Annotated in this window: 19 protein-coding genes and 3 pseudogenes; 6 read left to right on the forward strand and 16 right to left on the reverse strand. The window is 69.8% G+C overall.

Annotation, left to right across the window (positions count from 1 at the left end):
* Nucleotides 1-127 precede the first annotated feature (127 nt).
* Both ACFZCY_RS34270 and ACFZCY_RS34275 read right to left on the reverse strand, forming a co-directional pair.
* The gene (locus ACFZCY_RS34270; RefSeq protein WP_391182176.1) at nt 128-850 is read right to left on the reverse strand and encodes a cation transporter; all 723 of its coding nucleotides are present in this window, start codon (nt 848-850) and stop codon (nt 128-130) included.
* Entirely contained in the window at nt 850-1,185 is a 336-nt protein-coding gene (locus ACFZCY_RS34275; protein WP_391182179.1) for a metalloregulator ArsR/SmtB family transcription factor, read from the reverse strand. Before ACFZCY_RS34275 ends, ACFZCY_RS34270 begins: the two co-directional genes overlap by 1 nt.
* A gap of 65 nt (nt 1,186-1,250) precedes the next feature.
* Here ACFZCY_RS34275 and ACFZCY_RS34280 point away from each other — a divergent pair, with 65 nt between their 5' ends.
* Both ACFZCY_RS34280 and ACFZCY_RS34285 read left to right on the forward strand, forming a co-directional pair.
* Entirely contained in the window at nt 1,251-1,436 is a 186-nt protein-coding gene (locus tag ACFZCY_RS34280) for a hypothetical protein (protein ID WP_391182181.1), read from the forward strand.
* 89 nt (nt 1,437-1,525) lie between these two features.
* A complete protein-coding gene (locus tag ACFZCY_RS34285; RefSeq protein WP_391182184.1) occupies nt 1,526-2,197 on the forward strand; it encodes a CBS domain-containing protein in 672 nt (223 codons plus the stop codon).
* 293 nt (nt 2,198-2,490) lie between these two features.
* Here the strand turns inward: ACFZCY_RS34285 and ACFZCY_RS34290 are convergent, their stop codons facing one another.
* Nucleotides 2,491-3,012 (reverse strand): DUF2231 domain-containing protein, encoded by a 522-nt coding sequence (locus ACFZCY_RS34290; RefSeq protein ID WP_391182187.1) that lies wholly within the window; start codon nt 3,010-3,012, stop codon nt 2,491-2,493.
* Between the two features lie 211 nt (nt 3,013-3,223).
* Between ACFZCY_RS34290 and ACFZCY_RS34295 the strand changes: the two genes are divergently transcribed.
* Nucleotides 3,224-4,303, forward strand: coding sequence for a methyltransferase (locus ACFZCY_RS34295; protein WP_391182190.1), 1,080 nt, complete (start codon nt 3,224-3,226; stop codon nt 4,301-4,303).
* Here ACFZCY_RS34295 and ACFZCY_RS34300 read toward each other — a convergent pair.
* The 6 genes from ACFZCY_RS34300 to ACFZCY_RS34325 all read right to left on the reverse strand — a co-directional run bounded on the left by ACFZCY_RS34300 (nt 4,293) and on the right by ACFZCY_RS34325 (nt 9,074).
* A complete protein-coding gene (locus ACFZCY_RS34300) occupies nt 4,293-4,910 on the reverse strand; it encodes a TetR family transcriptional regulator (RefSeq protein ID WP_391182192.1) in 618 nt (205 codons plus the stop codon). The two genes, ACFZCY_RS34295 and ACFZCY_RS34300, sit on opposite strands and share 11 nt — an antisense overlap.
* 128 nt (nt 4,911-5,038) lie before the next feature.
* The gene (locus tag ACFZCY_RS34305; RefSeq protein WP_391182195.1) at nt 5,039-5,659 is read right to left on the reverse strand and encodes a hypothetical protein; all 621 of its coding nucleotides are present in this window, start codon (nt 5,657-5,659) and stop codon (nt 5,039-5,041) included.
* Between the two features lie 323 nt (nt 5,660-5,982).
* Entirely contained in the window at nt 5,983-7,467 is a 1,485-nt protein-coding gene (gene rox, locus ACFZCY_RS34310) for a rifampin monooxygenase (protein WP_391182197.1), read from the reverse strand.
* A 410-nt stretch (nt 7,468-7,877) separates the two neighbouring features.
* Nucleotides 7,878-8,303 (reverse strand): DUF4267 domain-containing protein, encoded by a 426-nt coding sequence (locus ACFZCY_RS34315; RefSeq protein WP_391182200.1) that lies wholly within the window; start codon nt 8,301-8,303, stop codon nt 7,878-7,880.
* A gap of 61 nt (nt 8,304-8,364) precedes the next feature.
* Nucleotides 8,365-8,583, reverse strand: a complete 219-nt coding sequence (locus ACFZCY_RS34320) for a hypothetical protein (protein ID WP_391182203.1) — start codon at nt 8,581-8,583, stop codon at nt 8,365-8,367.
* A 44-nt stretch (nt 8,584-8,627) separates the two neighbouring features.
* A complete protein-coding gene (locus tag ACFZCY_RS34325) occupies nt 8,628-9,074 on the reverse strand; it encodes an anthrone oxygenase family protein (RefSeq protein WP_391182206.1) in 447 nt (148 codons plus the stop codon).
* Nucleotides 9,075-9,123: 49 nt separating this feature from the next.
* Here ACFZCY_RS34325 and ACFZCY_RS34330 point away from each other — a divergent pair.
* Nucleotides 9,124-9,460, forward strand: a pseudogene (locus tag ACFZCY_RS34330) (TetR-like C-terminal domain-containing protein); the annotation flags it as partial.
* Between the two features lie 76 nt (nt 9,461-9,536).
* On the opposite strand, the gene ACFZCY_RS34335 reads toward ACFZCY_RS34330, so the two are convergent.
* The 5 genes from ACFZCY_RS34335 to ACFZCY_RS34355 all read right to left on the reverse strand — a co-directional run bounded on the left by ACFZCY_RS34335 (nt 9,537) and on the right by ACFZCY_RS34355 (nt 13,378).
* Nucleotides 9,537-10,610, reverse strand: coding sequence for a hypothetical protein (locus tag ACFZCY_RS34335; protein ID WP_391182208.1), 1,074 nt, complete (start codon nt 10,608-10,610; stop codon nt 9,537-9,539).
* Nucleotides 10,611-10,892: 282 nt separating this feature from the next.
* The gene (locus tag ACFZCY_RS34340) at nt 10,893-11,516 is read right to left on the reverse strand and encodes a hypothetical protein (RefSeq protein WP_391182211.1); all 624 of its coding nucleotides are present in this window, start codon (nt 11,514-11,516) and stop codon (nt 10,893-10,895) included.
* Nucleotides 11,450-11,896 (reverse strand): hypothetical protein, encoded by a 447-nt coding sequence (locus tag ACFZCY_RS34345; protein ID WP_391182214.1) that lies wholly within the window; start codon nt 11,894-11,896, stop codon nt 11,450-11,452. The genes ACFZCY_RS34340 and ACFZCY_RS34345 overlap by 67 nt, the downstream gene beginning before the upstream one ends.
* A 77-nt stretch (nt 11,897-11,973) precedes the next feature.
* Entirely contained in the window at nt 11,974-12,768 is a 795-nt protein-coding gene (locus tag ACFZCY_RS34350; protein WP_391182217.1) for an SDR family NAD(P)-dependent oxidoreductase, read from the reverse strand.
* Between the two features lie 88 nt (nt 12,769-12,856).
* Nucleotides 12,857-13,378, reverse strand: coding sequence for a GNAT family N-acetyltransferase (locus ACFZCY_RS34355; RefSeq protein ID WP_391182220.1), 522 nt, complete (start codon nt 13,376-13,378; stop codon nt 12,857-12,859).
* A 458-nt stretch (nt 13,379-13,836) separates the two neighbouring features.
* Between ACFZCY_RS34355 and ACFZCY_RS34360 the strand changes: the two genes are divergently transcribed.
* Together ACFZCY_RS34360 and ACFZCY_RS34365 are read left to right on the forward strand one after the other, a co-directional pair.
* Nucleotides 13,837-14,349, forward strand: coding sequence for a WYL domain-containing protein (locus tag ACFZCY_RS34360; protein WP_391182290.1), 513 nt, complete (start codon nt 13,837-13,839; stop codon nt 14,347-14,349).
* Nucleotides 14,350-14,755: 406 nt separating this feature from the next.
* Nucleotides 14,756-15,691, forward strand: coding sequence for a phosphotransferase (locus ACFZCY_RS34365; RefSeq protein ID WP_391182223.1), 936 nt, complete (start codon nt 14,756-14,758; stop codon nt 15,689-15,691).
* Nucleotides 15,692-15,710: 19 nt separating this feature from the next.
* Here ACFZCY_RS34365 and ACFZCY_RS34370 read toward each other — a convergent pair.
* Nucleotides 15,711-16,259, reverse strand: a pseudogene (locus ACFZCY_RS34370) (hypothetical protein); the annotation flags it as partial.
* Between the two features lie 39 nt (nt 16,260-16,298).
* Nucleotides 16,299-16,756 (reverse strand): annotated as a pseudogene (locus ACFZCY_RS34375) (C40 family peptidase); the annotation flags it as partial.
* Nucleotides 16,757-17,238: the final 482 nt, after the last annotated feature.

Below are 17,238 nucleotides of genomic sequence, written 5' to 3' on the forward strand. Positions count from 1 at the left end.
GCCCCAACGCGACGAGAACCCCGCCGCGCCACTCGCCGGTTGAAGCACTCGGTCAGCTCGTGCTGTATGCGGCACGCCAGGTGGCCGGCCGGCCGCCGAGCGAGCAGTAGCCGGCGGCTCGCGGCGGTCAGCTGCAGCAGTCGCACCCGGGGCGGCAGCCGCCGCAGGCGTCCGTCTCCCGTCGTTGGGCGGGGATCGCGGCGGCTGGGGCCGCACAGCATCCCTCGCCCTGCCAGGCGTCGCGACCTTCCTTGACGGCGATGGCGGCGATGACCAGCGCGGCGATGGGGTCGGCCCAGGACCAGCCCACGGTGGCGTTGAGGACCAGCCCGGCCAGGAGGACGGCGGACAGGTAGGTGCAAAGGAGGGTCTGCTGGGAGTCGGCGACCGCGGAGGCGGAGCCCAGTTCGCGGCCCGCACGGCGCTGGGCGGCGGACAGGAAGGGCATCACCGCCAGGGAGAGGGCCGCGATGACGATGCCCGGGAGGGAGCGTTCGGCCTCGGCGGTGCCGGTCAGCGCGCGGACGGCGTCGGCGGCGACGTACGCGGCGAGCGCGAAGAAGGAAACGGCGATGATCCGCAGGGTCGTCTTCTCGCGGGCCTCACGCGCGTGGTGGTCGCGGGCGGAGAACTGCCACGCGACCGCGGCGGCGGAGGACACCTCGATGACGGAGTCCAGGCCGAAGCCGATCAGGGCGGTGGACGAGGCGAGCGTACCGGCGGTGACGGCGGCGATCGCCTCGATGACGTTGTAGGTGATGGTCGCGGCGACCAGGAGCCGTATCCGGCGGGTGAGCGCGTCGCGGCGGGCCGGGGAGGGCCCGAGGGACATCGGTATCTCGGCGGCCATCAGCAGCAGCCCTTCTCCTCGGCGTCCGGGCAGGTGCGGTCGGTGGCGACGGCCACCACGGCGGCGCGCAGGTCGTCGAGTGCGTGGCCGAGGCGTTCGTCGGCCAGCTCGTACCGGGTGCGGCGGCCGTCCGGGACGGTGACCACCAGGCCGCAATCGCGCAGGCAGGCCAGGTGGTTGGACAGCCGGGTCCGCGAGACGCCGAGCGCGTCGGCGAGGTCGGCGGGATGGGCCGGGGCCTGGCGGAGGGTGAGCAGGATGCGGCAGCGGATCGGGTCGGCGAGCGCGCGGCCGAACCGGGCCAGCACCTCGATGTCGGAGGCAACAGTCAGCACCCCTCGACAGTACACGAAAACCTGAATTCAGGAAGTCGTGAATCAGTCCATGTACCCCTGAGGGGATGAGCGCCCCATGCGGCCCGCGCTCCCTGTCCGTCGTCGGACACGCCCGGCGCACCCGATTCGAGACCGCGACCCCGGTGAACCACCCGGGACCGTACTTCCGGGTGAGGGCGCTGAACGCGGCGGGCAAGGCGATCGGCACCTCGGAGGTCGTGAAACGCCACTGGGACCACCACGGCAGCTGATGCCGGCCCGGGGCCGGCCACCGCTCTCAGTGGCCGCTGGGTACCCGCCCGCCGGACACTGGAAGTGGAAACGGCGAGAGGAGGGGCTCGTGCCTCGGACTCCGCACATCGTGAGCGATGTGATGACGCGAACGGTCGTCGCCGTCGGGCGGGACGCGCGGTTCAAGGAAGTCGTACAGACCCTGGGCCAGTGGCAGGTGAGCGCTGTGCCGGTCCTGGAGGGCGAGGGGCGTGTGATCGGGGTCGTCTCCGAGGCGGATCTGCTGCCCAAGGAGGAGCTCCGGGACAGCGATCCGGACCGCTTCGAGCGGATGCGGCGCCTGCCCGACCTCGCGAAGGCGCGGGCGGTGACGGCGGAGGAGCTGATGAGCACCCCGGCGGTGACCGTGCACATGGACGCGACGCTCGCCGAAGCGGCCCGGATCATGGCCGTCAGGCGGGTCAAGCGGCTCCCCGTGGTCGACGTCGAAGGGGCGTTGCAGGGCATCGTCAGCCGGGGCGACCTGCTGAAGGTCTTCCTCCGGGCGGACGAGGACATCGCGGAGGAGGTCCGCCGCACGGTGGTGTCCGACCTGTTCCCCGGCCTCGGGCACACCATCCACGTACGGGTGGACGAGGGCGTGGTCACGCTCAGCGGGCAGCTGGGCGACACCACGCTGATTCCGGTGGCCGCGCGCCTCGCCCGGACCGTGGAGGGCGTCGTCGATGTCGAATGCCACTTCAGGGCTCCCGGACAGGCCGGGGCGGAGAGCCCGTCCTGAAGGCGCGGCTTTCGCGGCGGGTTGAGCGCGACTACGGCTCGATGTCCAGCACGTCCTGCTGCGGCGCTTGGCAGCCGGGGCCGCCGGGCGGAACCGCGGCGCAAAGCGGCTCGGCCGCGTGGCACCGAACCACTGCCGCCCGCCGACTTCGCGATCGTCTGCGTGCTCTCCGGCCTCGGGCACGTCGTCATGCGCGCACAGCGGCGGCTCTTCCCGGAGCGCCCACCCCACGCCCGCTCGGCGCACGGCCCAGCCCGTGGCTGAGCCGGGTCGCCGCCGCGGCGCGATGGGTGTCAGCCCTCGTCCCCGTCGCCGCCGCCCGACGAGGTCTTGGAGAAGGCGTCGTGCCACGCCGCCTTCGCCCCGGAGTCGCCGATGCGGTAGACGTCCACGACGGCTCCACCGGCCACGAGGACCGACAGCACCGCGGCCGCGACGCGCACCGCAGTGCCGGACCCGCGGGCGCTGCCAGGTGTGCCGGATCCGGAAGCGGTGGCCCGGCGGGCCGTCCACCAGACGAGGGCCGCCAGGACGAAGAGGCCGCCGGCCCAGGGGAGCAGACCGTCGCCGAGTTCGGCGTGCCGGCGTACCAGGGTGTTGCTGTCGACGTGCCGCTCCAGCCACTCCCCGGCGTTCGTGGTGAGCGGCACGAGCGCGAGCGTGACCAGGGCGAGCAGGGGCAGCACCACGCCGAGCCGTTGTGCCGCCCTCGGCCGGACGGCGCAGACCACCAGGGCCAGCGCTGTCAGGGGAACGAGCACGACGACGAAGTGCACGAGCAGAACGTGCGCGGGCAGGCCGTTGATCAAGCTCATCGGTGGCTCCTCCGGCGGATCGAGCATGAGGGCGGCGGGCGAGGGCGTCAGCCTGGCACGCGAAGCTCTCAGTTTCCTCTGAGAACGTCACGGCTGACTGCCGGCGGCGCCCATGTCCGGGGCGCTCGCACATGCGAGGGAGCGGTGGTGCGATATGGTTTCGCGGTAGTCCTATTACCGTGAATTCCTGCCTACGCACCTGGAGAGGTCCATGACCCCCACGCCCACTCCCTCGCAGGCCGACGCGGCGACGGTCCCGGCCACGACGGCACCCGGGGCGTCCGCGTCCGAGCAGTCCATGGAGATGCTGCGCCTGCTGTCCGGTTTCCAGCAGTCCCAGGCGCTCTACGCGCTGGTCAAGCTCGGTGTGGCCGCGGCGCTGCACGGCGGTCCGATGACGGTCGGGGAGCTGGCGAAGACCACGGAGACGGACGCCGACGCGCTGGGGCGGCTGCTGCATATCCTCTCCGGCATCGGGGTGGTGGCCCGGCGCGGTGCGGACGCCTTCGCGCTCACCCCGCTCGGCTCCACGCTGGTGGCCGATACACCCGGTTCGGTACGCGACGTGGCGCTCATGTGGATGGAGACGCACTACGCGCCCTTCTCCGAGCTGGTCACCACCGTCCGTACGGGCGTCCCGGCGGCCACGGCACACTTCGGGCAGCCCTTCGCGGAGTGGCTGGGCGCCCACCCGGAACACTTGCCGGTGATGGCATCGGCGATGGCGAACATGACGTACGGCCCCAAGGATGCCGTACTGTCCGGCTACCGGCTCCCGGCCGGCGAGGTGGTGGCCGACATCGGCGGCGCCGACGGCTCCGTGCTGGCCCGGCTGCTGGCCGGCGAACCCGGTCGACGCGGCATCGTCCTCGACATGGAGCACGTGGTGCCTGCCGCACACGCACGACTGGCCGACCAGGGGATGGCCGGCCGTGTGGAGGTGCAGGCCGGTGATTTCTTCGAGAGTGTGCCGACCGCGGACGTCTACCTGCTGTCCACCGTGCTGCACGACTGGGACGACGTGTCGTGTGCGCGCATCCTGGGCCGGATCGCGGAGGCGGCGCCCCACGGAGCCCGGCTGGTGGTGGTGGAGACGGTGCTCTCGGAGGGCGACGAGCCGCATGCGAGCAAGCTGTTCGACCTGACCATGCTCGGCATGGTGCCGGGCCACGAGCGCCGGGAGACGGAGTTCGCGGCGCTGTTCGCCGGTGCCGGGTTCACCCTCGACCGGCGTGTCCCAGGGCCGGTGGACAGCCCGTTCGCGATCTTCGAGGCCACGCTCACCCGGTGAGCAGGGCGGCCGCGGTCTGGTCCCGCAGCCACCGCTCGGCGGTGTCCCAGTTCCAGCCGTTCTCCCGCACCAGCACGCGCCAGGACGACAGGCCGAGGTAGTACCAGAGCACATCCGTCGCGCCCGCCGCGTCGAGCCCCTCCCGCAGGGCGCCCAGCGCGGTGAGCCGGTCGGTGGTGGCCCGCAGCGCGTCACGGAAGCGCTCCTGGGCGAAACGCAGCATCTCGGCGGCGTGCGCGTCGACCGAGGCCGCGTCGAGGAGGATCTCGACGACATCCGCGTGTTTCTCGCTGTCGCGGCGGATGCCCTCGACGGCGAACACGACGACGTCGTAGGCGCTGTCGGCCGCCGCGATCCGCGCGAGGGTTTGTTCGGCGATGGGGTCCTCGACGCCCGCGGTGACCAGGGCGCGCAGAATCTGCGGCTTGCCGCCGGTGTTGGTGTAGACGGTGTTGGTGCCGACCCGGGCCGTGGCGGCGATCCGGGTGATGGTGGTGGCCACGTAGCCGTGGGCGGTGAAGAGCTCCTTGGCGGCATCCAGAATCGACTGCCTGGTCGCGGCAGCGGCCTCCGCGCGGCGGGGCGAGTGGTAGCGGCGGCCTGGCATGTGCCGACCGTATCAAGGGCGCGGGACGGGGCCCCAGCCGTCGCCCGGCGGATACACGGGGCCCGCTGGGGGGCCGGGGTGCGGGCTTCCGTTGGGGGCGGGTGGGGCAAGGCAGGGCAGGTGGCTGATCAGCCGCGGGGGCCGCTTCCGCCGTGGTAGCCGAGTTCGAGGTAGCGGGTGCGGGTGCTCCAGGAGCCGAGGTCGGGCGTGTTGGCCAGGACGTCGTGCCAGGGCGGGGCGCCGGGAGCGGCCGCCTTGCCGGAATGGTCCCCCTCGCCGTGCGCGGGCGGCGGATAGCCGGGGCGCCCGGCCCAGAGCCGCACTCCCGACCGCGCCTCGGACTCGCGGACCGGCTCCCACTCGCCCACCGAGAACATGCCGGCGAGCTGGTGCATGGCGATGAAGCCGGCCACACCCTCCTCGGGGTCGGTGCGGTCCGGGCGCTCGGTGAGGGCGTGCCACAGGAAGTACATGTTCGGCAGTCGCACCTCGGGCTGGAAGCGGTACACGAGCCGGTACAGCCTGATCGAGCCGATGCGCGGCAGCTGTACCCGGCTGAACGGGACGACCTCGCGCTCGCCGCCGGTCCAGGTCAGCGTCTTGTTGCGGCCCATGAAGCCGGGCTCGCTGAAGAGCGTGACGTGAAGGCGTTCCCTGCGATCAGGCCGGCGGTTGTGCAGCAGGCCCGCGCCGACGACGCCGCCTACGGAAGCCAGGCCCGCCAGGAGGATTCTGGTTTTGCGCTTCATGGGGACGCGGCACCTCGCTCATGACGGGACGGGCAACCTCCATCATGCGCCACCGACGGCAGGTTGATCCACCGTCAGGTCCGGTGCGGAGGAGGTGGGCGCCGGGACGCGGCTGGTGATCTGGCGTGGATGTGTCGGACGGTGAGTGGCCGTGGTCCGGCCGCTGCTACCGGTGCCGGGGTGACTACGGAGGCGGGGCGGGCAGTTCCACGACCGGCTGCGTGCCAGGGCCCGCACCCGGGCCGGCCGGGAAGCCGGAGCCGAGTGCGGGCGTGATCGACTCGTGGTTCGACACAGCGCTGGAAGCGGCACTTTGGGCGAAATCAGTTGGCGGGCTTGCCGAACCAGCGGGAGAGGTGGTCGTCCAGGTCCTGCTGATCGTCGCCGATCCAGGCGACGTGGCCGTCGGGGCGTAGCAGGACGCAGGGAACATCCAGTGCCGCAGTGGGGTCCGCGAGGTGATCGACCCGGTCCGACCAGCCGCCGACGGTCAGGCGTTCGGTGCGGTCCAGCAGCAGGCCGCGGCCGCGATGCAGCAGGCCGTAGAGGTGGCCGTGTTTCACGTCGATGTCGGGCAGGCGGCGGCCGAGCAGGTCGGGGCCCTCGCCGAAGTCGTAGCGGATGCCGATCGCGGTGATCTTCTCGATGAGATAGCGGTTCACCTCGTCGAAGTCCATCAGTTCGGTGAGCAGCCTGCGCACGGCCTGCGGGCCCGGTTCGGCGGAGTGCAGTTCCATCTGGGCGCGGGTGTTGTCCAGCACGTCCTCGGCGACCGGATGGCGTTCGGCCTGGTAGGTGTCCAGCAGTGTTTCCGGCGCCCAGCCGCGGATGTGTGCGGCCAGTTTCCAGCCGAGGTTGAATGCGTCCTGAACGCCCAGGTTGAGGCCCTGTCCGCCGGTGGGCGGATGGACGTGTGCCGCATCGCCGGCCAGCAGCACCCGCCCGACCCGATAGCGTTCGGCCAGCCGGGTGGCATCCCCGAAGCGGGACAACCAGCGCGGGGAATGCACGCCGAAATCGGTTCCGGCGATGGTGCGCAGCTGTTGTTTGAAATCCTCGAGGGTGGGTGGTTCCGCGCGATCGCTGACCCCTCCGGCGGGGACTACGACGCTATATGCCCCTTCGCCGAAGGGCCTGAGCCGGAATCGCTTATTGGTCTCGCCGATTTCGGTCACCTTGGCGGCGATCTCCTCCTGCGGCACACCCACTTCCATCTCGCCCATCAGTGTCTCGGTCCGCGAGGGCTCACCGGGGAAGCCGACGCCGAGCAGTTTGCGCACCGTACTGCGCCCGCCGTCACAGCCGACGAGATAGCGCGAACGCAGCCGTTCGCCGTCGGTCAGCTCGACGGTCACACCCTCGTCGTCCTGCTCGAAACCGGCCACCGCACAACCGCGCCGGACCTGCGCACCCCGTTGGGCCGCATGCTCCTCGAGCAGGTGAACGATGACCGGCTGAGGGATGCCCAGCAGATAGGCGTGCGCGGAATCCAGGCCCTGGGGCGCGGGTTTGTCGATGGCGGCGAAGAATCCGCCGGCCGGACGCTGTCTTCCGTGTTCGCGAAGGCGATCCAGGAGTCCGCGCATTGCCATCAGCTCGATACTGCGAATATGCAGACCGACGATGCGGACGAACGACACGGGCTCGGTTTCCTTCTCCAGAACGAGTACCCGCACATCGTGGAGCCGCAGTTCGGCGGCCAGCATCGCGCCAGTCGGCCCGCACCCGGCAATGATCACGTCGTACATCAGGGGCGTGCGATCAGCGCCGGAGGGCGACGACTCGGCGGTGAACTGTGGAGAGTGCATAGGTGTGGCCTTTCGGGAGTGCCTTGTTGTCGAGGCGCTCCCGGCGACACCTACGTCAATCGCCGGCCGTGACGGGAAGGGGGAGCACCCACGTCGATACAGCGTTCATGGGTCTCACCTCCTCGGGTGGTGTCGCGGTCCACTGCAAGCTACAAGCCCGAGCACCACCCGTCCAACCCTTTTCCCGTCACGTGATCACGACTCCGAGCGGGCCCGTGCGGGGTCGGTGGGCTCTGTCGCCCGGGAGCGGGCCGCCGCCAGGCCGGCGAGGAGCCTGAGGCGGTCGTCAGAGGTGCTGCCGGGTTCGGCGGTGTAGAGGTTCAGGTCGTGCACAGCTCGCCGATCAGCTCGCGCAGGGGCACGCGCCAAGGTGGCCCGGCCGGGGGCCGGGCCACCTTGGACCGATGGGATCAGGCGGGCTGCGGTGCGGGCGCCGCCGGAGCGGCCGCGACCGTACGGGTCTCGCGCATCAACAGCAGGCCGTTGACCACCATCAGCGTCGCGGTCAGGCCGTGGACGCCGAGCGCGGTGGCCACGGAGCCGTGGTGGGCCAGCACTGTGGTCATGTCGCCGTAGGCGGCGAGGGCCTCCACCAACAGAACCCAGCCCAGCGCCCGGCGGTGGCCCGTCACCAGCAAGATGCCCAGGACCAGGGCCATGACGACGTCGCGGATTCCCTTGATGATCAGGAAGCCGCCGCCGTCGCCGGACGGCCAGCTCGGCAGGCCGAAGCCCGGCGCCGTCGTCTCCGGGCTCAGGATGAACTCCGTCCCGAACCAGAGGATGAAGAGGATGAAGGCGGCGGTCAGGACGGTGTTGATCTTCTTCAGCGACATTGTTCTTCTCCCTGCGAGTCTTCGTAAGTTGGTGGAGCCGGGTGAGTCGTACGGGGCCTGGTCAGGCGGCGCGGACGCGGCTGATGTGGCGGGCGTGGCGAGGGCGGCCGATGACGTGCCAGATGTCGCGTACCGGCGCGGGGAGGGCGGACAGGGGCGTGGCGCGCTCGGCCGGGTTCGCGCTGGCGCCCGCGTCCTGCGGATACCAGCGGAGTTCGAGGGTGTTGGCGTCCGGATCCTGGATGTGGATGGCGGTGGCGGTGCCGTACTTCGGGCGCACGCCGAACGATTGCGGCTGGCGACCGGGCGGGTGAGCCCGTGGGCTCAGGTGAGGGCGGTGACCAGCAGGGCGAAGGCGGCGATGATGACGGCGACGCGGACGTAGTGGAAGCGGTCCCAGCGGTTCATCTGCTCCTTCCAGTCCTCGGGCCGGTTCTCGGGAGTCCACGTCTTGCCCCGGTTGTTGATCGGGGCGAGCAGCAGGAGCGACATGACCACGCTGAGGGTCAGCAGCGCGCCGGCGGTGACGACGAGGCCGGTGCCGTGGTGGTGCCGTCCGGCGATGGCCCAGACCGCGACGAGGACGAGCGAGCCGATGTACCAGACCGGCATCACGGCGCCGAGCATCCGGCCCCCGTGGGCGCGGCCGAGTTGGCCACTGTCCTCGGGCAGTGCGTTGAGGATCGGGTTGATGACGAAGGCGACGGAGAACTCCACCCCCACCATCACGCCGACGATCACGGTGGTGACGACCTCGAGTGCGTTGAGCATCTTGACCCTCTTGGAATCTAGTGCTGCTAGCTGATGAGGCAACACTAGACTGGCGTCGCTCTATTGTCTAGCGCCGCTAGGGGTCGAATCATGTCGGTACGGATACAGCCAGCCCGTCCTCTACAGCCACTTCCGTGGCAAGCGGGAGATCATCGGTGCCGTCGCCCTTCAGGGCGCCACCGAGCTGGCCGCGGCGGTGCGGGCCGCGACCGCCGCCGTGGGACACCTCGGAACCTCTCAAAGATGCCTTCGCCGCGCTGCTGGAGAGCCTCGGCGAGGTCGCCGGAGACGGCGTCAACCCGGGGCTGTTCACCGAGGTGTTCTGGGCGTCCCTGCACGGGCTGGCGACCCTGACCCGGGCGGGACGGCTGCCGCCCGATGATGCCGGGTTCACGGCGGCCCTGCAGGCGATGGGGGCCGCGCGAGCGGTGGGGCAGCAGGTGAGCGTGGCGGTCGGGGCGATCAGTAGAAGCGGCGGACGAAAACGTCCGACTTGCCGTTGGTGTCGCCGGGCACGATGTCGTCGGCCGTGGAATGGAAGACCACGTCGCGCCCACCGGCGCTGACCGCGTCGGTCCCGGCCGAGGCGAGCTGGTTCGAGACGATCTCCTCGGTGCCCGTCTCCAGGTCGCGCAGCGTGAGCGACGGTTCGCTCGTGTCGTGCGGGGCGTACAGCAGATAGCGTCCGGTGGGATCGATGGCCACGCCCCGTACGTTCGGCACCAGTTGGTCGGTGCCCGAGCTCTCGTCGTAGACGTAGGTGTCGGAGCCCGAGAGGTAGACGACCTTGCTGCCGTCCTTGCTGAGCTGGACGAGTGTCGCCGCCTTGGACGGGCCCTCGATCGGGCCGGAGGAGGTGTCGTCGGTACGGTCCCACACGAAGACGTCCTCCGCCTGGCCGTCCTGGTAGGCGACAAAGCGGCCGTCGCCGCTGGTGGACGGCCGGGCCGAGACGGTGTGGTCGAACTCGGCGACGGTCTCCGTGGTGTCGGCGCGCCAGTCCCGTACCTCGATGCGTTGCCGGGACGGCGGCCGAGTGAAGGTGGCGACCTGGGCGATGTAGCGGCCGTCCGCGCTCAGCGACGGCTGGCTGCAGCTGAGGCCCGGGCAGTTGATGCCGATCGTGCTTCCCGAGCGCACCTGGGACAGGAAGGACTTCGTGTCTCTTTGCAACAGCCCCCAAAAAGCAACGTATTGCCCGTCATCGCTGATCACCGGGCCCTGATTGGTTGGGGTGATGCTGCTCATCAGCGTGGTCTGGCTCGTCCGCTGGTCGCGGACGAACACCCTCTCCCATGTCACCGGGTTGGCGGGTGTGAGGTTCTTCGCCAACGACGAGAAGGCGATACGCCGGCCGTCGGCCGTGATCGTGGCGCCGGCGGAATCGCCGTCGCCCTGGGTGCCGTCGGTCGCGACACTGATCCGCTCGACTCCGGCTCCGCTGTCGCTCGCGACGCCCGCCACGGTCATGGGCTCGGCCGAAGCGGCTCCGGGCAGCACCGTCGTGACCGCGCAGACCACGACCGTGGTGCTCAAGGCGGCCCGTACACGTCTGGTGGCGCTCCGATTCGTGTTTCCCCTCATTTTTCCCCCTGAGGCAGGACATGGTCCTTCTCCCCCGTTCCCCGTCGGAGGCCACAAGCATGCAACCGCGATGGCGTTGTGGGGTCAACGTGTCGCATGACTATTGAGAAGCGCGGTTCCGGTCAGGTGAGAGCGGTCGGCTTCGCAACCAGCAGGACCATAGGGCCCGATGAGACGCCGGGTGGGAAGGCCGAGCAGGGACACGGAGTGACGAGCGGAGGCGACCGACGCCGGCTACTCCGGCCACCAGCTCGTTGTGCTGCCGGAGATGGCCTTCTCGGCGTCGTGGCGGGCGCGCTCGCTGCGATGCCGGGGGAGGCCTCGGCCAGTGGGGCGGTGTTGTCGGCCGGCGGCATCAACGTCCTCCACCTGGCCGCCAACGACGATCCGGCGGTTCTTCTCCGCGACCCGGGCGAGCCCGGCCTGCTCGGCCTGGGCGATGAGGCCGCTGGTCTCCTGCCGCTGCTGGCGGTGCTGCTGGAGGAAATCGCCGGTGGTGATGAAGAACGGGCAGTCCAGGCAGCGTTTGGCGTACTCGCAGTCGGTCTGCACCGGGGCGTCGCAGTAGCCATTGGGCAGTGTCACCTTGGCGCGGACCAGGCTCATCTTCGCCCAAGCCGCCCCGGCGAGCGGGTGGTCGGCCGCGAGTTCCTCGCTCAGAGGGAAGAACGCCGGGCGGTCGTGGATCTTGCGGTTGAGCCAGGCCGGGTAGGGGTTGTTCTCGGCGTCCCGGAAGTCGAAGGGCAGCCACCGGGCGTCCTTCGTGCGCAGGCCGCAGGCCATGAGGATCTTCAGCAGCACCCGTCCGTCGTCGGACCGGAACTGCGCGACGGCCTCGAGGGCCTCCAGTTGCCGCATGAGGTAGGTGCTCGGGAAGGAACCGCGGCTTTAGCGCGCGGTTTGGGGGCGTCGTCGTAGATGAACGCGCTGCGGGCCAGTTCGGGTTGCCACTCGTAGCGGTGGACGTCGCGCAGGAAGCCCCCGACGTGGGCGCTGGGGACGTCGGTCTGCAGCGCGGCCAGCCAGGTCTCGATACGGGCCCGGTCGAGCGCCGCGGGTCCAGCGTCGACGCCGTCGATCTCGGCGAAGTGGCAGGCCAGGCCGGTGACTGACTGAAGGTTCAGGGTCAGGCCGGCCGGGCTGTACCCGCACCCGCTGCACCCGCATAGCTCACTGCCTCGCGTAGACGGCAATTCAACGACGAAGACGTCGAAGACGGCACCCAGCGAGCTGCTCATGACCAACCTGTGGTGCGGGCACGCTGAGTGATGGCTCCGTACCGGAAGTCGTCTCGAGAAGTGGTCCGACGAGGCCGTTACGGCACCGACGCGATGCCCCCGTCGACGCGCAGGTTGATTCCGTTGATGTAGCCGGCCAGCGGGCTGACGAGAAACGTGACCGCTGCCGCGATATCGGCCGCGGTGCCGAGCCTGCCGGTCGGGTTCGGGGCGTACTCGGCCACCACCAGCGGTTCCAACTCCGGCCATTGTCCGGGCCAGCCTCGTGCGGCCGCCCCGTCTTCGAACATCTGCCGCATGCTGTCCGTAACGATCACACCGGGGCTCACCGTGTTCGCGGTGATGCCGGATCCGGCCAGATGCTGGGCCAGGCTGGTCGTCATGTTGACCACCGCCGCTTTCGCCGCCGAATACTCGACCATGTTCGGCAACGGTGTCGTCGCGGCCCGGCTGCCCACATTGACCACCCGCCCCCACCCGCGCTCGCGCATCCGAGGCACCAGGGCCCGGATGAGCCGCACCGCGGACAGGACGTTCCCGTTCACCGCGTCCAGCCACATCGCCGGCTCCGCGGTTTCCCAGTCGTGCTCGGCGAAGGGGCCGGCGTTGTTGACCAAGATCTCCACGCCCCACTCGAGGGCCTGCTGGGCCACTGCCCCGGCGGCGTCCTCATCAGCAAGGTCCCCCAGGACGACGTCCACCACCCCACCGGCGGCACGAAGCCGTTCCGCGACCTCGCCGACACGCGCAGGGTCGCGACCATGCACCAACACCGCGCACCCTTCATCGACCAGCCGCTCGGCCACCGCGGCACCGATGCCCCCGCTGCTCCCCGTCACCATTGCCCGTCGTCCCGCCAAGTCCAGGTCCATACTTCGGGAGGCTAGACCAGGCCTGTGACAGCCGGTGCCGACCAGCGGCCCTCTGCCCTGCTCCCTGGGGCACTACCATCGGATGGGCTCAAAGATCCTTTCCCATGAGAACGCACATGGTCTCGTGGCGGCGGATCACCCCGTCAGGCCCTTCCTCGTCCCAGGCATCGGGTTTACGGCCGTACGCGGCGTAGCCCAGGCGCGTGTAAAGGGCGCGAGCCCTGGGGTTGTCCTCCTCCACGGCGAGTTCGGCCCTGCGAAGGCCACGGCTCCGGATCCTCTGTTCGGCGGCTCGGGTCAGCAGCGTTCCCAAGCCGCAGGACTGCAGCGCCGGGAGCACGGCAAGCTGCCACAAGGTCCCGGCGTCCTCAGAGACCTGATAGTCGATGCCGCCGATCGCGACCGGCAGATCCGCAGGAGTGCATACAGCCAGGTAGTCCACCTCGCCGGCCGCGGCGCGGACCAGCTCTCGCTCCACTTGGCGCAGGTGGGTGGCCGACCCCGACCAGGTGCACGCGGGTATGTCTCGGGGCAGTAGGTCGCGCACATTGACGGGTATGACGACGGTGGTATCTGCGGGTTCGTGTGCAGTGATCATGGCCGTGAGCATGCAGACCGGCGCAAGGACACGGCAACGCATTTCTCCTGCCTGGTACCGCGCACAGGGGTCAGTGGTTGGACGCCGGCACCATCGAGACCGCTGGGCCTCCGTCGGCGGCGACTACTACGAAGCGCCTGCGCCGACGAAGACCGAGCTCAAGGTGATCGATGACGGCTGGTAGCCCAGCACTGCCTGCTCACCGACTCGTACCACCACTGCAAGGTCGCACGGTTCGTGCTCTGCCACACGCTGACAGGCGCTTGCGGCACGCCCGGGCAAGTCGGGTGGACCGACCCGCCGCTCTATGGAGTGCGCAGGCCAGGGCGATCAGCTTTCGGTGATTCCACCACAGGGGGACTTCTGTTGGGCGCTACCTGTATCGCCACCTTGGTGCAGGGGGTGGTCGGGCTGTGCGCGGTGATCCGGACCTGCAGTCGACTCGCCGCGGGTGAGAAGTCAGCCTGCGCCTGCGCTACCGCCACGGCCGCGACCAGCGGCTGCGCACCTACACCCTCGACCCCTACGGCCTGGTCAACAAGGCCGGCGTCTGGTACCTGGTCGCCGACCACGACGGTGAACCCCGGCTGTTCCGCACCGACCGTGCCACATCCGCCACCGTCCTCGACGAGCCTGTCCAACGCCGCGGCGGCGTGGAGCTGGCCGAGGTGTGGGACACCCTGCGCCGCCGCATCGACGACATCCCCGCCCCACTCGCCGTCACCGTCCGCGTCCGCGACGAGATCCTGGCTAAGTTCCTGCGCATCCACGAACCCGACCTCGCCGCCCCCGCCCCGTCCGGCTCTCCGCCCGAGCCGGGCTGGACGCGGATCGAACCGCGCTTCCGCGCGCTCGTGGCCGCCGAGATGCTCCTGGCGTTCGGCCCCGACGTCGAAGTTCTGGACCCCGGTGAGCTCCGCCAGGCCCTGGCCCGAAGGGCCGCGGCGACCGCCGCCCGCTACACCCCACCTCCGGCCGCGTGACCGGGAGTCCCGGGCGCAGTCCGCTCAAGAGGCCTGCCGAACCCTGTGGCCGTCAGCTCCTGTTCGCGCAAGCTGGTGAAGTCAACGTCGACCTTGAGGTCGTACGCCTTGGGCGAGAGGCCCTGGCGGGCAGTCAGGGAAGTCAGCGTTGGGTCAGCATGAGTTCTGCCAGACGCTGTCACCGGCGGCCAGACCTGGGACTCGTCACTGTCCCGGTGAAGCGGCTGGAGGAGGGGTGTGCCGCAAGGCCGTTCGGCTTCGGTGGTAGACGATCAAGCGCGCGGCGGCCGCTCACCTCCGGTGCTTCGAGCCGTTTGGGCTGGGGGACGGACAGTTCCCGGATTAGGTTCGGGGCGATCGGAAATCGCTTGTGGTGATCCGATGGGGCGCCGTACGGTCGCCTCCGATGAACGAGACGCCCGAGGTCTTGCCGTTGCCGGACCGGAAACCAGTCGGCGCCGCGGTGGCGGGCAGGTTGATCGCCGCGCAGTTCCCGCAGTGGTCCGACCTTGAGGTCCGGCCGGTCGATGCGCAAGGTTGGGACAACTGCACCTTTCGCCTCGGTGACGAGATGCTTGTGCGGCTACCTACTGCCGAGGAGTACGCGCTGGCGGTTGAGAAGGAGCACCGGTGGCTGCCGGTGCTCGCAGCCGCGTTGCCGTTGGAGGTCCCGGTTCCGCTGGCCGAAGGCGTGCCTGATGAGGGCTTTCCGCACAACTGGTCGGTATATCGGTGGATCGGTGGCGAGCCTGCGGCCCGTGCCGTCGTCGAGGACATGACGGCCTTCGCCATTCACCTTGCGGAGTTCCTCGTGTCCCTGCAGGGGATCGACCCGACAGGCGGACCGGGTCCGGGATTGCACAATTGGTTCCGAGGTGGGCCGCTGACGACCTACGACCGGTGGGCCCGGGCAGCTCTGGAGACGTTGGATGGTCTGATTCGGACCGAGATCGCCGAGGAGATCTGGGAGCGGGCGTTGCGAGCCTCGTGGGACGGTAAGCCAGTCTGGTTCCACGGTGACATGGCCTCGGGGAACCTCCTGGTGAAGGACGGTGCGCTCGCGGCCGTTATCGACTTCGGCACCTGCGGAGTCGGAGACCCGGCCTGCGATCTGTCGATCGCCTGGACGATGCTGACTGGCAAGAGCCGCGCCGCGTTCCGTGATCGGCTAGGCGTAGACGAGGCGACCTGGGAGCGTGGACGGGCCTGGGCGCTCTGGAAGGCCCTGGTCGTCTGCGCCGGAGCGGTTCGCGATGGCGATGGCCTGCCGACGGATGCGTCGTTCGTTCTTGAGGAGATCCTCGCCTCCCATTGGAATCCTTCATGCGTGAGGGGGCTTTGACGTCCACGACGGTCACCAGACCGTCGGCATGGACGAGGAACAGATCGGGGACGTGCCGGCGGACGCGCGTACCGTCCCGGCCGATCAGTTGGAACGGCTGGGCCGCGATCTCCGTGACGTCGCCGGCGAAGTCGGCGATCAGGATGCGTGCGAGTTCCAACCGGCTCTCGTAGGCCACCATCCGGCCCGTCGTCGAGGCGTGATACCAGCCGGAAATGTGCCTACGACCCCGGTACCAACGGAACTCGCGTACGGCGAGCCCGTGCGAGCTCGTCCACCGGGATCCGGTCGAGATCGGCCTCGACCAGCCGTCCGTCGCGCCGCCGATACGTGGCCCGGACTGTCCGGCTATCTGTCGCGTCCTCGCCGCCTGCACCAGTCCCCATGGTCGCTCCTTCGTGTCCGATGTCTTCGACACCAGGACACTGGCCGCCACCAGCGCCAGCCTGAGCGGAACGGAGGACAGACCCAACGAAAGACTGGACCACAGACTGCCGACGTGACGCTGGCGCCGTACCGAGTGGAGACTCCGCCGGACGCGTCGAACGACAAGTTGATGACAAGTCACTTGGAAGACGACATCTCTATTCGGAACCTACAACGTAGGTCAGGCGACGCGACGTGCGACGAGGATGGATGGGTGCCAGTCGGCGAGCCGGGTGATCTTGACGACGTCGCCGGTGCCCGGGGCCTGCAAGATCAGGCCACGCCCGATGAACATGCCCACGTGCTCCGGCCGGGCCGCCGTGCCGCGGGTGAAGAGCAGATCCCCGGCCCTCAGTCGGCCCGGACTGACCGCCCTGCTCTCGACGACCTGCGTGTACGTGGTCCGCGACAGCTTGATCCCACCGGCCTTGTATGACGCCTGCATCAGCGAGGAGCAGTCACACCGGCCCATCGGATCCTTGCCGCGCGCCTCCGCACACGAACCGCCCCACTGGTACGGCGTCCCGAGCTGCCCAGACCCCAACGGATCGACCGTCGGACCGGCTTGGGCGCCGACGCCGGGATCTTGTACCCCTTCGGGGCGGGCGCGTTCGGGAGCGGATCCAAGGACGAACCGTCCTCCCTACTGCACTCGTCCCGGTAGGTCACACCTGGCGCCTCCCGGAACGGCTCATCTCCCTGCTCGTACGCCGCTACGAGGGCGCGCTGACCTTCCTGGCTCCCGGGCCCACAGCGTGGACGTCCTGATCGCCGTCCCCGTATGACTCGGGCGGCTCGTCAGCAGCGAGCGCACGTTGTCCGTGCGAAGCAGATCTCGGAAAAAATAGTGTGCCAAGCGCGCGATTGAAGGGTGGTCCGTCAGTCAGCCACGAGGGCGCCGGGAGGTCGGGCGCCAGCGGCGCTGGCGTGCACGGTCGGGTTGTGCCAGTCGGGCTGGTCGTGAGCGGAAATGGCAGGGTCATGACCACCAGGGGATCCCTGGCGGCTGGTCAGGAAAGTCAGCATTGGGTCACCATTAGTTCTGCCAGAGGCTGTCACAGGCGGCCAAACCTGGGACTCGCCACTATCCATGTGAAGGGGCTGGAGGAGGGGTGCCTCCG

It is taken from the genome of Streptomyces sp. NPDC007983 (assembly GCF_042958345.1).
Classification (GTDB): Bacteria; Actinomycetota; Actinomycetes; order Streptomycetales; family Streptomycetaceae; genus Streptomyces.

What these genes read in the sequence shown, in the direction of transcription:
- ACFZCY_RS34270 (WP_391182176.1), bottom strand. Translation starts at nt 850, where the DNA reads ATGGCCGCCGAGATACCGATGTCCCTCGGGCCCTCCCCGGCCCGCCGC.
- ACFZCY_RS34280 (WP_391182181.1), top strand. Translation starts at nt 1,251, where the DNA reads ATGAGCGCCCCATGCGGCCCGCGCTCCCTGTCCGTCGTCGGACACGCC.
- ACFZCY_RS34290 (WP_391182187.1), bottom strand. Translation starts at nt 3,012, where the DNA reads ATGAGCTTGATCAACGGCCTGCCCGCGCACGTTCTGCTCGTGCACTTC.
- ACFZCY_RS34295 (WP_391182190.1), top strand. Translation starts at nt 3,224, where the DNA reads ATGACCCCCACGCCCACTCCCTCGCAGGCCGACGCGGCGACGGTCCCG.
- ACFZCY_RS34300 (WP_391182192.1), bottom strand. Translation starts at nt 4,910, where the DNA reads ATGCCAGGCCGCCGCTACCACTCGCCCCGCCGCGCGGAGGCCGCTGCC.
- ACFZCY_RS34305 (WP_391182195.1), bottom strand. Translation starts at nt 5,659, where the DNA reads ATGAAGCGCAAAACCAGAATCCTCCTGGCGGGCCTGGCTTCCGTAGGC.
- rox (WP_391182197.1), bottom strand. Translation starts at nt 7,467, where the DNA reads ATGCACTCTCCACAGTTCACCGCCGAGTCGTCGCCCTCCGGCGCTGAT.
- ACFZCY_RS34315 (WP_391182200.1), bottom strand. Translation starts at nt 8,303, where the DNA reads ATGTCGCTGAAGAAGATCAACACCGTCCTGACCGCCGCCTTCATCCTC.
- ACFZCY_RS34325 (WP_391182206.1), bottom strand. Translation starts at nt 9,074, where the DNA reads ATGCTCAACGCACTCGAGGTCGTCACCACCGTGATCGTCGGCGTGATG.
- ACFZCY_RS34340 (WP_391182211.1), bottom strand. Translation starts at nt 11,516, where the DNA reads ATGCGGCAACTGGAGGCCCTCGAGGCCGTCGCGCAGTTCCGGTCCGAC.
- ACFZCY_RS34345 (WP_391182214.1), bottom strand. Translation starts at nt 11,896, where the DNA reads ATGAGCAGCTCGCTGGGTGCCGTCTTCGACGTCTTCGTCGTTGAATTG.
- ACFZCY_RS34350 (WP_391182217.1), bottom strand. Translation starts at nt 12,768, where the DNA reads ATGGACCTGGACTTGGCGGGACGACGGGCAATGGTGACGGGGAGCAGC.
- ACFZCY_RS34355 (WP_391182220.1), bottom strand. Translation starts at nt 13,378, where the DNA reads ATGCTCACGGCCATGATCACTGCACACGAACCCGCAGATACCACCGTC.
- ACFZCY_RS34365 (WP_391182223.1), top strand. Translation starts at nt 14,756, where the DNA reads ATGAACGAGACGCCCGAGGTCTTGCCGTTGCCGGACCGGAAACCAGTC.